This is a genomic window from Natronospirillum sp., assembly GCF_022565775.1.
In the GTDB taxonomy this organism is placed as follows: domain Bacteria; phylum Pseudomonadota; class Gammaproteobacteria; order Pseudomonadales; family Natronospirillaceae; genus Natronospirillum.
Genome location: NZ_JAIUMC010000090.1, coordinates 1 through 13,218, shown reverse-complemented (window position 1 = coordinate 13,218; position 13,218 = coordinate 1). Strand labels below are relative to the sequence as shown.

Annotated in this window: 11 protein-coding genes and 1 tRNA gene; 10 read left to right on the top strand and 2 right to left on the bottom strand. The window is 60.6% G+C overall.

Going from position 1 to position 13,218, the window contains the following annotated elements; all coding sequences use genetic code 11:
* The 5 genes from glnD to LAT62_RS13615 form a co-directional block, all read left to right on the top strand.
* Positions 1 to 2,535: [protein-PII] uridylyltransferase (gene glnD / locus LAT62_RS13635; protein WP_293384974.1), on the top strand; the 2,535-nt coding region annotated here is incomplete at its 5' end.
* The gene (gene dapC, locus LAT62_RS13630; protein ID WP_293384971.1) at positions 2,528 to 3,727 is read left to right on the top strand and encodes a succinyldiaminopimelate transaminase; all 1,200 of its coding nucleotides are present in this window, start codon (positions 2,528 to 2,530) and stop codon (positions 3,725 to 3,727) included. The genes glnD and dapC, both read left to right, overlap by 8 nt.
* A 263-nt stretch (positions 3,728 to 3,990) precedes the next feature.
* Entirely contained in the window at positions 3,991 to 4,347 is a 357-nt protein-coding gene (locus tag LAT62_RS13625; protein ID WP_293384968.1) for a Spx/MgsR family RNA polymerase-binding regulatory protein, read from the top strand.
* A gap of 155 nt (positions 4,348 to 4,502) precedes the next feature.
* Positions 4,503 to 5,528, top strand: coding sequence for a 2,3,4,5-tetrahydropyridine-2,6-dicarboxylate N-succinyltransferase (gene dapD / locus LAT62_RS13620; RefSeq protein ID WP_293384965.1), 1,026 nt, complete (start codon positions 4,503 to 4,505; stop codon positions 5,526 to 5,528).
* Between the two features lie 274 nt (positions 5,529 to 5,802).
* Positions 5,803 to 7,257 (top strand): leucyl aminopeptidase, encoded by a 1,455-nt coding sequence (locus LAT62_RS13615; protein WP_293384962.1) that lies wholly within the window; start codon positions 5,803 to 5,805, stop codon positions 7,255 to 7,257.
* A gap of 106 nt (positions 7,258 to 7,363) precedes the next feature.
* On the opposite strand, the gene LAT62_RS13610 is transcribed toward LAT62_RS13615, so the two are convergent.
* Positions 7,364 to 8,146, bottom strand: a complete 783-nt coding sequence (locus LAT62_RS13610; protein WP_293384959.1) for an FkbM family methyltransferase — start codon at positions 8,144 to 8,146, stop codon at positions 7,364 to 7,366.
* 177 nt (positions 8,147 to 8,323) lie between these two features.
* Here LAT62_RS13610 and LAT62_RS13605 point away from each other — a divergent pair, with 177 nt between their 5' ends.
* Both LAT62_RS13605 and LAT62_RS13600 read left to right on the top strand, forming a co-directional pair.
* Entirely contained in the window at positions 8,324 to 8,872 is a 549-nt protein-coding gene (locus LAT62_RS13605; protein ID WP_293384956.1) for a hypothetical protein, read from the top strand.
* Between the two features lie 167 nt (positions 8,873 to 9,039).
* A complete protein-coding gene (locus LAT62_RS13600; protein WP_293384953.1) occupies positions 9,040 to 9,714 on the top strand; it encodes an OmpA family protein in 675 nt (224 codons plus the stop codon).
* Positions 9,715 to 9,890: 176 nt separating this feature from the next.
* Here the strand turns inward: LAT62_RS13600 and LAT62_RS13595 are convergent, their stop codons facing one another.
* On the bottom strand, positions 9,891 to 10,430 hold the full coding sequence (locus LAT62_RS13595) for a UPF0149 family protein (protein ID WP_293384950.1): 540 nt from the start codon (positions 10,428 to 10,430) through the stop codon (positions 9,891 to 9,893).
* Positions 10,431 to 10,534: 104 nt separating this feature from the next.
* Here LAT62_RS13595 and LAT62_RS13590 point away from each other — a divergent pair.
* The 3 genes from LAT62_RS13590 to LAT62_RS13580 all read left to right on the top strand — a co-directional run bounded on the left by LAT62_RS13590 (position 10,535) and on the right by LAT62_RS13580 (position 12,985).
* Positions 10,535 to 10,611, top strand: a tRNA-Arg gene (locus LAT62_RS13590).
* 55 nt (positions 10,612 to 10,666) lie between these two features.
* Entirely contained in the window at positions 10,667 to 11,782 is a 1,116-nt protein-coding gene (locus tag LAT62_RS13585) for a phosphoserine transaminase (RefSeq protein ID WP_293384947.1), read from the top strand.
* A 3-nt stretch (positions 11,783 to 11,785) separates the two neighbouring features.
* Positions 11,786 to 12,985 carry a diguanylate cyclase gene (locus LAT62_RS13580; RefSeq protein WP_293384944.1) on the top strand — a complete coding sequence of 400 codons (1,200 nt, stop codon included), beginning with the start codon at positions 11,786 to 11,788 and terminating at the stop codon, positions 12,983 to 12,985.
* Positions 12,986 to 13,218: the final 233 nt, after the last annotated feature.

Here is a 13,218-nt window from a genome sequence, read left to right as displayed (position 1 = left end):
GTCGACCTGGTCAGCAGCCGCACCCGGGTTGTCGACGCCCTGCTGCACCGCATCTGGCATCATTTTGACTGGCCATCCGACGCCAGCCTGGTGGCCGTGGGCGGCTACGGGCGCGGAGAACTGCTGCCCCACTCCGATATCGATCTGCTGTTGCTGTTTCGGGAAGAGAGCGACATCGAGTCTCATGTCGAGTCGGTACAGTCGTTTATCACGCTGCTCTGGGACCTGAATCTGGATATCGGGCACAGTGTGCGCACTCTGGATGCCTGTGTTCAGGAGGCCACGGAAGACCTCACCATTGTCACCAATCTGCTCGAATCCCGCCTGCTTGAAGGCAGCGAAGATCTGTTCCGTGACATGCAGGACAGCACCAACGCCGAGCATATCTGGCCCAGTGCGCACTTCTACAAGGCCAAGATGAACGAGCAGGTTCACCGGTACAAGAAATACGGCGACACAGCCTACAATCTCGAGCCCAACATCAAATCATCCCCCGGCGGCTTGCGCGATATCCAGACCATCGGCTGGGTGGTCAAGCGCCACTTCGGTGATGACCAGATGGAAGAGCTGGTCGCGCGCGGTTTTCTGACCCAGGACGAGTTTGCCAACCTGATCGACGGCCAGAACTACCTGTGGCGCATCCGCTATGCGCTGCACATGCTGGCCGGGCGCGAAGAAGACCGTTTGCTGTTCGATCTGCAGAAGGCGGTGGCTGAGCTTTTCGGGTTCCGCGACAGTGATGAAGCGCTCGGCGTCGAGCAGTTGATGAAGACCTACTACCGCACCGTGTTCAACCTGCGGGCGCTGAACGAAATGCTGTTGCAGCATTTTGATGAGGTGATACTCAACCCGCCGACAGACGAAGAACCACGGAAGCTGAACAGCCGATTTCAGGTGGTCAACGGCTATCTGGAGATCACCTCGCCCGATGTGTTCGCCCGCCGCCCTTCGGCCCTGATGGAAATTTTCGTGCTGCTGGCCTACAACCCGGAGCTGAAAGGCATCCGGGCCAGCACCATCCGGGCCATCTTCGAAAACCGCCACCGCATTGACCCGGCTTTCCGCAATGACATTCGCAACAGTTCCTATTTTATCGAACTGATGCGCGCCCCCAGCGGCATCTCTACCAACCTGCGGCGCATGAACCGCTATGGCGTGCTGGGGCGCTACCTGACCGAGTTTGGCGAGATCATCGGGCAGATGCAGTTCGACCTGTTCCATGTTTACACGGTGGATGCCCACAGCCTGAAAACCGTCCAGAATATGCGCAGCTTCCGCCATCGCTCCAATCTGGTCGAGTTCCCGATTGCCAGCCGGGTGATTCACCAGTTGCCCAAGGTGGACCTGGCCTACATAGCAGCCCTGTACCATGATCTGGGCAAGGGGCGTGGTGGCGATCATTCTGAAATCGGCGCCGAAATCGTGCGCCAGTTCTGCCATCGCCACCGGTTGCCCGAGTGGGACTCCGAACTGGTCATCTGGCTGGTGGAAAATCACCTGTTGATGTCGCTGACTGCCCAGCGCGATGACCTGTCAGACCCGGATGTCATCCACCGGTTTACCGAGAAGGTGCAGGATCTGGTGCACCTGGATTACCTCTATGTGCTGACTGTGGCCGATATCTCCGCAACCAATCCGGCCCTTTGGAACAGTTGGCGGGCCGCCCTGCTCAAGCAGCTCTATACCGAAGCCAAGCTGGCCCTGCGCCGCGGCCTGGAAAACCCGGTGGGCAAAGAGGAGCGCATCGAAGACACCAAGCGCAAGGCCATCGAAATACTGCGCGCCGATGAGTACGACGAAGAGGAAATCCGTCATTTCTGGAGCAACCCCGGCGAAGACTACTTCCTGCGCGAGACGCCGGAGAACATCGCCTGGCATACCAAGGCCATCAGTCAGCAGGGCGAAGGGGTGCCGCTGGTGCTCATTCAGGAACTGAACGAAGGGGCTTTCGAATCGGCCACGCAGATTTTCATCTACGGCCCTGACCGGATCAATCTGTTCGCGGATATCGCCTATGTGATGGACCAGTTGCAGTTGAACATCCATGACGCGCGCATCATGACGTCATCGTCCTCCAGTTACAGTCTGGACACCTTTATTGTGCTGGAAGAAGACGGCAGCCCGATCAACATGGAAGACACGGAACGCCTGCGCGATATTCAGCACAAGCTGCTGATGGCGGTGGTCGAGCCGCCGCAGCGGCGTCCGAACTCACGGCGCGTGCCGCGCACCCTGAAGCATTTCAAGATTCCGACCCGGGTTACGCTGTCCAATGACCTGGTGAACGAACGAACGATAGTAGAGGTGATCACCACCGACCGTCCCGGCCTGCTGGCACTGATCGGCCAGGTTTTTATCGACATGGGGGTCTATCTGCAGAGCGCGCGCATTTCGACGCTGGGCGAGCGCGTCGAGGACGTTTTCTTCATTGTCGATGCCGACAATCGGCCGCTGCAGGACGCCGATCTTGGCGAACGCCTGCGTACCGAACTGACCCGCAAGCTGAATGAACTGACGGAGCAGAGCCATGCATGAACACTTCGACCGGCTGCAGCCCTACCCGTTTCAGCGCTTGAAAGAACTGCTGGCGGGGGTGACACCAGAGCCATCACTGGACCCGATTGCCCTGTCAATCGGCGAACCCAAACACGCCGCACCGGAATTTGTACGCGAGTCGCTGGTCGGGGCACTGGATGATCTTGAGATATACCCCACCACGGGCGGCACAGCTGAATTGAAGCAGGCCATCGGGCGCTGGCTAAGCCGCCGGTTCAGCCTGCCGCCGCTGGAAGCCGAGCAGCATATTCTGCCGGTCAACGGCACCCGAGAGGCCATTTTTGCCTTTGTGCAGGCCATGTACGATCGCCGTCTGGCAGAGCACAAACCCTATGTGGTGATGCCCAATCCGTTTTATCAGATCTATGAAGGCGCTGCCTATCTGGCCGGTGCCGAGCCGCACCTGCTGCCCTGCCTGGCGGAACAGCACTTCAACCCGGATTATTACGCCGTGCCCGACGACGTCTGGGCGCGGACACAGATCCTGTTTCTCTGTTCACCGGGCAACCCGACCGGTGCCGTGGTCCCGCTCGAGACCCTGGAGTACCTGCTGGGCAAAGCGGAAGAACATGACTTCATCGTAGCCAGCGACGAGTGCTATTCGGAAATCTATTTCACCGAAAAAGAACGCCCCATCGGCCTGCTGGAGGCCTGCCGGCAGCGCGGCGATGCCCTGTATCGGCGCGCCATGGTGTTTCACAGCCTGTCCAAGCGCTCCAACCTGCCCGGGTTGCGCTCCGGGTTTGTCGCCGGCGACCCGGAACTGATCCGGCCGTTTCTGCGCTATCGTACCTATCAGGGCGGCGCCATGCCGGTGCAGGTGCAGAAAGCCAGTGCCCTGGCCTGGCAGGAAGAGAGCCATGTAGAGATGAACCGCACTGCCTATCGGGAGAAATTCCGCCGGGTGTTAAGCATTCTTGACGGCGTCATGGACGTGCAAATGCCCGACGCCGGGTTTTATCTTTGGGCCGGCACCCCCATATCGGATACCGAGTTTGCACGGCGGCTTTATCAGGAGCAGCATGTGACCGTGCTGCCCGGGTCTTATGTGGGCCGCGAGATAGACGGCGTGAACCCGGGAGCCAACCGTGTGCGCATGGCGCTGGTGGCTGGCCTGAGTGAATGCGAAGAAGCGGCCCGGCGTATCAGGGCTTTTTGCGAGAGCCTGTAGGTGCGACACCCTGTAGGCGCTGGCTTGCCTGCGCTTGAGCCAGTGGCCCCGAGCGCGGCCAAGGCCGGCGCCTACAACCGAGGCACATGTGTAGGCGCTGATTTATCTGCGCTCGGCGCCGCGGGCGCCCAAATGGGGCCTTTGGCCCGTGCGTGGCCAAGGGCCACAGCCTACAAATTAGCCATTTTGTAGGCTGTGAGCCTTGCTCACGCATTGGTAACGAGGCGCGCCTGCTGACCCGAGAAGCGTTCAAGGAGATTAACGTGGCCGAGTACACGATATACGGCATCAAAAGCTGCGACACCATGAAGAAGGCCATGACCTGGCTGCAGGCGCAGAATCTGGATTTCGAATTGCACGACTACAAAAAGGCCGGCATCGATGAGGCCACGCTGAAGACCTGGCTGAACAGCGTCGGGCCCGATGTGCTGGTCAACCGCCGCGGTACCACCTGGCGCAAACTGTCTGATGAAGACAAGGCTGCCTGTGACAGCGGCGACCCGGACGCCATCGCCCGCGTGCTGGCGGCGAATACCTCTGCCATCAAGCGACCGGTTCTGCCCCTGGGTGAACAGATTCTGGTCGGCTTCAAAGAGGAAGAATGGCGGGAGGCGATTTAATCAATCGGCCAGGGGGCTGGCCTCCTACGGAACGCTGGCACCTTTACCGTAGGAGCGCACCCCGTGCGCGATGGGGCCGCAGGCCCCTTGATGAGGCGGCTGCCGCCCCGAAAACGAATCATTGATACAAACAGACACCACATTCAGGAGTCAGCATGACCTTTGCCATCGGTCTCGGAACCGTTACCCGCAACAGCGACAACAAAATCATCGAAGCCTGGTTCCCGGAGCCCCTGCTGTCGGTCCCCGACACTCTGCAGGACCAGCTTGGCGATCTGGGCTATCAGGGCGGCAACGAAGTTCTGGAACTGCGTTCATCCGGCTTGCATATCATCGCACAGACCATGAGCGAAGCCGGCTACGATGTCACCGCCCAGTTGGCGGGCCGCAGCGTCGCCTATGATGCTGACGTGGTACTGGTGGTGCTGGGTTCAGACGAGGCACCCCAATCTGTGGCCGAAGGCTTTCTGAAGCTGCACCTGATTTCACATCGACTGGTGACCCCACATGGTACCAATCTGACCGGCCTGTTCGGGCTGCTGCACAATATTGCCTGGACCAACAAGGGCCCCATCGATCTCCCCGACCTGCCCGAGCGCCAGATGGTAGCCCGCCTGTCAGGTGAAACCCTGAGCGTCGATTGTGTCGACAAGTTTCCCAAGATGGCGGACTACGTGGTGCCCTCCGGTGTACGTATCGCCGATACGGCTCGCGTGCGTCTGGGGGCCTATGTGGGTGAAGGGACTACCGTGATGCACGAAGGGTTCATCAACTTCAATGCCGGCACGCTTGGCAAGGGCATGATCGAAGGCCGTATTTCTGCCGGCGTCATTGTCGGGGATGGCTCTGACCTCGGCGGCGGATGTTCCACCATGGGCACCCTGTCGGGGGGTGGCGATATCGTGATCTCGATTGGTGAGAACTGCCTGCTCGGCGCGAATTCCGGTATCGGCATTCCCTTGGGTGACCGCTGTACCGTGGAGTCCGGCCTTTATATTACCGCTGGAACCAAGGTCCAGATGCTGGATGACAGCCAGCAGCCAGTCGACATCGTCAAGGCGCGGACCCTGGCCGGCAAGTCTGACCTGCTGTTCCGCCGCAATTCAACCAATGGTCAGGTCGAGTGCCTGACCAACAAGAGTGCCGTGGCGCTGAACGAAGAGTTGCACGCCAACAATTGATCGAGGGGGCCTGCGGCCCGATCGCGCACGGGGCCGAGGCGTCGGACCGGCGCTCCCACGGTGCTTGTGTTCCGTAGGAGGCCAGCCCCCTGGCCGATTGTTCAAGGGGCCTGCGGCCCCGAAGCGCGGCCAAGGCCAGCGCCTACACCGGAGGCACTGTATCCTGTAGGCGCTGATTTATCTGCGCTCGGCGGCGCAGCCGCCCAATTAAGGTACAGCACCACAGATTTGACTACAGTTTACCCAGCATAATTCAGGAAACGGAGAACAGAACATGAATTTCAAACAGACTGCCCAGGCAGACTTCAAGGACACCTCCAACGTCGTCATCGGTTTTGTGGGCAAGGAAGAAGACGCACTCAGCCCCCTGCCTACTGACCTGGCCTCGCAGGTCAGCCAATGGAGGACCGCGAAATGGGTCAGCCCGAAGGAAGGCTCCGTCACACCCCTGCTGCGCGGTGAAGGGTCTCCGGTCATGCTGATTGGCGTGGGCGATACCCTGCACCTGACCGAAAACAAGCTCAAGAAGGCCGCGACCGCCATTGCAAGCGTCCTCAAGCAGTCACAGCAGAAGTCAGTGACCGTGCTGCTGGACAACCTGAAGGTGCGTGACCGCACACAGAACTGGGTTGTCACCAAGCTGGTCGAGTGGACGCTGACCGGCGCCTACAACTATGACACCACCAAGTCGGAGAAGAACACGCAGTACACCACCGAGCACTTCCTGCTCGCCGGTGACGGTGAGTTCGAAGAGGCGATCCGCCATGGCAAGGCATTGGCGCATGGCGTCAATGTAGCGCGCGAGCTGGGTAACCTGCCGCCCAATATCTGTACACCGACTTATCTGGCGGAGCAGGCGATCAGCCTGGCGGACCGCTACAGCCCGATCCATACCGAGATTCTGGAAGAAGCAGAGATGGAAGAGCTTGGCATGGGTGCCTTCATGGCGGTGTCCAAGGGCAGTGACCAGCCGGGCAAGATGATCATCATGCATTACAAGGGTGCCGGTGATGACGTCAAGCCACACGTGCTGGTGGGCAAGGGCCTGACTTTTGATACCGGCGGTATAAGCCTGAAGCCGGCGGCGAAAATGGACGAAATGAAGTATGACATGTGCGGCGCCGCTTCTGTGTTCGGCACCATGTCCACGCTGGCTGAACTGCAGCCGAAGATCAATGTGGTGGCCATTGTTGCCGCCGCTGAAAACATGCCCTCGGCACGCGCCACGCGCCCGGGTGATGTGGTGACCTCGATGTCCGGCAAGACGGTGGAAATTCTGAACACCGATGCCGAAGGTCGTCTGGTGCTGTGTGACGCCTTGACCTACGCAGAGCGGTACAAGCCGCAGAGTGTGGTCAATATGGCCACCCTGACCGGTGCTATTGTAGTGGGCCTTGGACACCATCCGATCGGCCTGTACAGCAATGACGAAGGCCTGCAGAAAGACCTGGTGGCGGCCGGCCAGAAAGCCTGGGACCGTGCCTGGCCGATGCCGCTGTGGGATGACTATCGCGAAGAGATGGAGTCACCCTACGCTGACCTGCGCAATATTGGTCAGGGGCCTGCCGGGGGGTCGATCACGGCGGCCATTTATCTGTCGGAGTTCACCAAGGACTATACCTGGGCCCATCTGGACATCGCCGGGGCCGCCTGGACCAGCGCCAAGTCGGGTGCCACAGGCCGGCCGGTAGGGCTGCTGACAGAGTACCTGTTGAGCAAGGTAGGTTAATCGGGGGGCCTGCGGCCCCATCGCGCACGGGGTGCGCTCCTACCGAGATGGTGCCTGTGTTCCGTAGGAGGCCACCCCGTTGGCCGATTGTGCAAGGGGCCTGCGCCTACACATGAGCCTCCTGCAACCGGGCGTAGATATCACCCGATGATATCTCCCCGGCACCGCGATCCAGCCACCCCTGCATCTGATCTGCCGTCTGCCACTGCGTAAACAGAAACCGTCGCTGCTCTCCGGGCACCGCGTTATAGCGGTAGCCGCCCGTTGCCAGTGTCTCCAGGCGCTGAATACAGGCAACAGACCGCTCCAGAGTGCCGGTGACGAATTCGAAAGACAGTGCCGGCAGCGGCTGCGACACGCCAAGCAACACGTCTTCCTCAAACCCCTCGACGTCGATCTTGCAGAAGGCAGGCAGGCCGTATTCGGCGATCATCTGATCCAGGGTAACCACGGCCACTTCGACTTCCTGCTCCCAGCGCACCTTCTTGAAGGTGCTGTTCGCCGCGCCAATACCCTGTCGCCAACTGGTCGCCATGGTGGACACCGTGGGATTGGCCAGGCTGACGGCCAGACGCGCGGTGCCCGGTTCTGCACCTACGGCCTCCGGGCGCAGGCTGACCCGAGCCTGCCGGCCCTCCAGGCGTTGCAGCCAGGCCATCAGGTGGGGCTGTGGCTCAAAAGCCACCACCTGTGCTCCGAGGGCAGCAAAGGCGTGTGTCCGATCGCCCATATGGGCACCCACATCAAACACCAGGTCATCTGCCCTGAGAAACGGCGCATAGAGTTGGCGCAACCCGCGCTGCCGCCCGGGGTGACGATAGGTAATCAGTGAGCGGGCGAGACCGAGGGTTCGGCGCCAGCGCACGGCAATGGGCATCATTTCTGTCATGCCCCTAGGTTAGTGCTTCCGCATTCCCTTGCACAGCGCTTTCTCTGTGCAAGAACCCCGTATAGGCGCCTCTGCCGGCTTGTGTAAATTTGACGCCGCAGTTCCAGAGCGTTAGGCTCGTTTTTGCAACGGGTGACCGTCTGCTCAGAAAAAAGACAATCAGAATTGGAGAATGTTGTGCGTCAAATCGCCGTGTTTTTTACTACGCTTGCCCTGGCTCTGGCTGCGGTATCTGTTTCCGCCAGTGACCTGGACAGCGAAACCATCGACAACTGGGCCAATACCATGAGCGAGATTGAAGTCTGGGCTCAGGAGAACGAAATTTCTGATGCCGACATGGTAGACCCGGACGATCCCACCAACCTGGAATCATCCATGGCCATGGCAGCCCGCAACCATGACGGTATGCAGGATATCATTACTTCCAACGGCTTCAGTGATGGTGATGAGTGGGCCTCGACTGGCGCTCGCATCGTCAACGCTTATGGCGCTGTTGTGATGGAAGAAGATGATGCTGGCAGCTACTCCGAAATGCAGGAGCAGATGGAAGCTCAACTGGCCCAGCTGGAGCAGGATCCGAATATCACCGAAGAACAGATGGGCATGATTCGCGAGCAGATGGACAATGCTCTGGCCATGATGCAGCGCATGTCCGAAGCGCCGGATGCCGACAAGCAGGCGGTGCGTGATAATCGGGCTCGCCTGGACGAACTGTTCGAGCAGTAAGCCCTAGCCCAGACCTTTGGTTGTGGTTCCGAAAGCCCGGCATTGTCCGGGCTTTTTTGTGGCCATCTTTCCCGCAGCGCATCCACCTTTGCAGCGAACCTAAGTGCTTGCGCCAAACCTGCGCGCACCGCAGAATAAAGCCTCAACGCATTGAGAGGATACACCGGATGACTGCAAAACTTCGCGTAAGCGCACTGCTGACCGCCGCCGTGCTGATACTGGCCGCCTGTACCACCAATCCCTTTACCGGAGAGCGACAGGTATCACGCACCGCCGGGCTGGGCATTGGCGGAGCCATCGTTGGTGGCGTTTTCGGTGCTGCTCTGAGTCGGGATGACCGACTGCGCGGAGCCTTGATTGGCGCCGGTATCGGCGGCATTGCCGGTGGTGGCGTAGGCCTGTACATGGACCGCCAGGAAGCTGCCCTGCGCGAAGAGCTCGAGGGAACCGGTGTTTCGGTGACACGTGATGGCGATCAGATCATCCTGAACATGCCGGGTGATGTGACCTTCGACATCAACGAGTCGCGCATCAAGTCGGACTTCCAGAACAATCTGAATGGTGTCGCCATGGTGATGGAAGAGTATGAAAGCACACTGATCGCCATTTCCGGGCATACCGACATTACGGGGTCCCGCGAACTGAACATGCGCCTCAGTGAAGACCGTGCGCAGGCCGTTGCCGACTATCTGGCCGGTCGGGGTGTTCAGGAGGTCAGACTCTATCCGTTTGGTGAGGGCCCGGATCGCCCCATCGCCTCCAACGACACCGCAGAAGGCCGTCAGGCCAATCGGCGGGTGGAGCTGGTGCTGGAGCCGATTCGTGAAGAAGATCTGAGTTGATTTGAGGGGGCCTTCGGCCCCATCGCGCAGCGGGGCCGAGGCGTCGGACCGGCGCTCCCACGGTGCCTGTGTCCCGTAGGAGGCCACCCCGTTGGCCGATGGCGGCGGAGCCGCCTTCAATGGGGGGCCTGCGGCCCCGAGCGCGGCCAAGGCCTGCGCCTACAGGGTCTCGTTATCTATTCAGGCACATTGCACAGCAGATAGAGGTCTACCAGCACATTGGGGATCTGCTGCAGGATATTGGCCAGCAGAGGCTGATCGCGATAGATTTCGGAGAAGTCCGCTTCTTCTGCAAATAACCCGGACCCGACCTGAATCGGCAACAGCAGTTCGGCCAGCGCATCATCGCGCACATGGCCAAACGCATTCTCTTCACGAAACAGCATCTCCATGAAGCCAATACACCAAGACTGCTGATCCGAGTCCTGCCAGTCCAGTGTCGAGTCGAACGGCAATTCCGGTTCGCTGTCGTCATACAGGCCCTGCCCGATTTCATCCAGCAGATCCTGCCAGAGTGTCTCCAGCGCCAGCCGATCCTCGGTATTGACCGATGCCAGGTCATCCCCGAAAACATGGGTGGAGAAATCTTCCGGCAGGCTGCCCTTGCCGGTGATTGCCCACAAGGTGAGTGCCCCGTGCACGCTCTCTGCGTCAAGCGTGTCCTGCCCGGCGAGCTCATCCAACTGCTCGGCCATGGCTTCGAAAATCTGTTCCATTCGGGTGGTCCTGTCTTGCTTTGCCGGGTTCCCGCGCATGATAGCATTGCCACACCCACAGGATGCAAAAAAGGTCCTTATACATTATCATCGCGGGTTTCCACGACCCCGTAGCTCAGCAGGATAGAGCAGCCGCCTCCTAAGCGGCAGGTCGCGCGTTCGAATCGCGCCGGGGTCACCAGTTTTCTGGCTCTGGTACCGGTCACACAGGCCGTGCCACTCAACCGAGGTTGCCCATGAAACCGGCCGTTCGCCCTGCCAACCCCCGTTTTTCTTCCGGCCCCTGCAGCAAGCGGCCGGGCTATGACGTGACGCGTCTGGACCAAAGTGTACTGGGCCGTTCACACCGCTCTGAACTGGGCAAGAGAGTCCTGGCGAAAGCTGTGGACCTCACGCATCAGATACTGCAACTGCCGGAAGGCTATCGGGTCGGTATCGTTCCGGCGTCCGACACCGGCGCCATGGAAATGGCCATGTGGTCACTGCTGGGTGAGCGGCCCGTCGATGTGCTGGCCTGGGAATCTTTCGGTCGTGGCTGGATTACCGATATCCGCGAGCAACTGCGACTGGACAATGTGCGCGAACTGACCGCCGACTATGGCCTGCTGCCCGACCTCGGCAAGGTCAATTTCAGTCATGACGTGATTTTCACCTGGAACGGCACCACCTCGGGTGTGAAGGTGCCGGACGGTGACTGGATTCCTGCCCACCGCACCGGGCTGACCATTTGCGATGCGACCTCTGCTGTGTTCGCCATGGACATCCCCTGGGACAAGATTGATGTGGCCACCTATTCATGGCAGAAGGTTTTGGGCGGCGAAGGCGCCCACGGTGTGCTGATCCTGTCACCGCGTGCGGTAGAGCGTCTGGAACGCTACACGCCACCCTGGCCGATGCCCAAGCTGTTTCGCATGACCAGTAACGGCAAGCTGAACGAAAGCATCTTTCGGGGCTCGACCATCAATACGCCCTCCATGCTCTGCGTCGTCGACTATATCGATGCGCTGAAATGGGCGGAGTCCGTGGGCGGGCTGGACGGGTTGATCGAGCGTTCCCGGGCCAACCTGGCCGTGCTGGAGGCGTTTGTTGCCGAACGCCCCTGGGCCCACTTTCTGGCCACAGATCCCAGCCTGCGCTCCAACACCTCGGTATGTCTTACGCTCGACATTGACGACGGGCAGGTGAATGACATGGTCGCCCTGCTGGAAGACGAGGGCGTCGCCTATGATATTCAGGCCTATCGGGATGCCCCGGCCGGACTGCGTATCTGGTGTGGCGCCACGGTAGAGCAGGAAGACCTGGAAGCCCTTCTGCCCTGGCTTGACTGGGCCCACGAACAGGTCAGCCGCTGACCCATGCCCTATCTGGCGCTGTTGCCGGTCGTGCTACTGGCCCTGTTGCAGGCAATCTGGCCGGAACATGCGCTGTATCTTGCCCTGCCCTTCCCGGCAGTAGCCTTTGCCGCCATGGCACTGGTGGCTCTGGTCGCCGTACTGATGCGCCAGACCGAATGGCTCTACTGGCTGGCGGTGCTCGGCGGCCACTACTGGGCGACCCAGAACGGGCTGCAACGGCCATTGGCTGAGCCGGAAGTCGCAGCCCTGCAACAGGTGCTGCCACTGCTGGTGTCGTGCATGTTGCTGGGACTGGCCGTGCTGCCCCGCCCGGATCTGCCTTCGGTGCCCGGCCTTCTTCTGCTGGTGGCCTGCCTCCTGTTGCCCCCCAGTCTGTTGCTGCTGCCGCTGGCCGACTGGCTGAGCGCCAGTGGGCTGCCCTCTGCCCTGTTTGAGCGACCCATCAATTCGATCTTTCTCAGTTGGGCGCATCTGTGGTGGATGAGTGCCTGGTTCTTCCTCTGGCTGGCCCTGGTCAGCTACCGGCCGCAGGATCCGGCGGCCTGGGGCCATTTCGGCACCTGGCTGGCGATCATGCTGTTCTATCTGTTCATGGATCGGCCGGCGGCGTCCGGCTGGACCACTCTGGCGGCCAGTCTGGTACTTCTGATCACCTTGGCCTACCGGATGTTGCACCTGGCCTATATGGATGAACTGACCGGCCTGCCGCAGCGCCGGGCGCTGCAGGGCCGCCTGCGCCGCCTGGGCCGTGACAGTGCGGTGACCATGCTGGATGTCGATCATTTCAAGTCGTTCAACGACACCTGGGGCCATGATGTGGGTGATCAGGTACTCAGGCTGCTGGGCACCATTCTCGACCGTCAGCGCGGGATGCAGGCCTTCCGTTACGGCGGTGAGGAGTTTACGCTGGTGTTCGCGCATGCCCAGAAGAAGGTGATCAAAGAGGCGCTGGAGGCAGTGCGCAGTGAAGTCGAGAACTACCCGCTGCAACTGCGCCGGGATGACCGGCCCGACGACCATGAAGACGGCCGTCAGCACCGGGGCCATGGCAGCAAGGCCGAGACGGTGACCGTGACCATCAGCCTCGGGTGCGCCCTGCGCCAGCCCGGTGAAGACCCGGAGGCGCTGTTGAAACGGGCCGATGAGGCGCTGTACAAGGCCAAGAAAGCCGGACGCAATACCGTGGTGATGGCGCGGTGATGGCGCCTCATTTGTTGTAGGCTGTGGCGTAAGCCACGCATGGCGGCGAAGCCGCCTTTATTGGGGGCCTGCGGCCCCAAGCGCGACTCACGCCGAAACGTCGGACCGCGCTGGCCTACATCGGAGGCACATCTGTAGGCTGTGAGCCTTGCTCACGCATGGTGCCAGGGGCTTGTGCGTGGCCAAGGGCCACAGCCTTGTGTCTCTCCGGCAATGGTGATTAGCTATCACCA

Bases quoted from the DNA above. Each gene is read 5' to 3' on its own strand.
- dapC (WP_293384971.1), top strand. From the start codon at position 2,528: ATGCATGAACACTTCGACCGGCTGCAGCCCTACCCGTTTCAGCGCTTG.
- dapD (WP_293384965.1), top strand. From the start codon at position 4,503: ATGACCTTTGCCATCGGTCTCGGAACCGTTACCCGCAACAGCGACAAC.
- LAT62_RS13615 (WP_293384962.1), top strand. From the start codon at position 5,803: ATGAATTTCAAACAGACTGCCCAGGCAGACTTCAAGGACACCTCCAAC.
- LAT62_RS13610 (WP_293384959.1), bottom strand. From the start codon at position 8,146: ATGACAGAAATGATGCCCATTGCCGTGCGCTGGCGCCGAACCCTCGGT.
- LAT62_RS13600 (WP_293384953.1), top strand. From the start codon at position 9,040: ATGACTGCAAAACTTCGCGTAAGCGCACTGCTGACCGCCGCCGTGCTG.
- LAT62_RS13595 (WP_293384950.1), bottom strand. From the start codon at position 10,430: ATGGAACAGATTTTCGAAGCCATGGCCGAGCAGTTGGATGAGCTCGCC.
- LAT62_RS13585 (WP_293384947.1), top strand. From the start codon at position 10,667: ATGAAACCGGCCGTTCGCCCTGCCAACCCCCGTTTTTCTTCCGGCCCC.
- LAT62_RS13580 (WP_293384944.1), top strand. From the start codon at position 11,786: ATGCCCTATCTGGCGCTGTTGCCGGTCGTGCTACTGGCCCTGTTGCAG.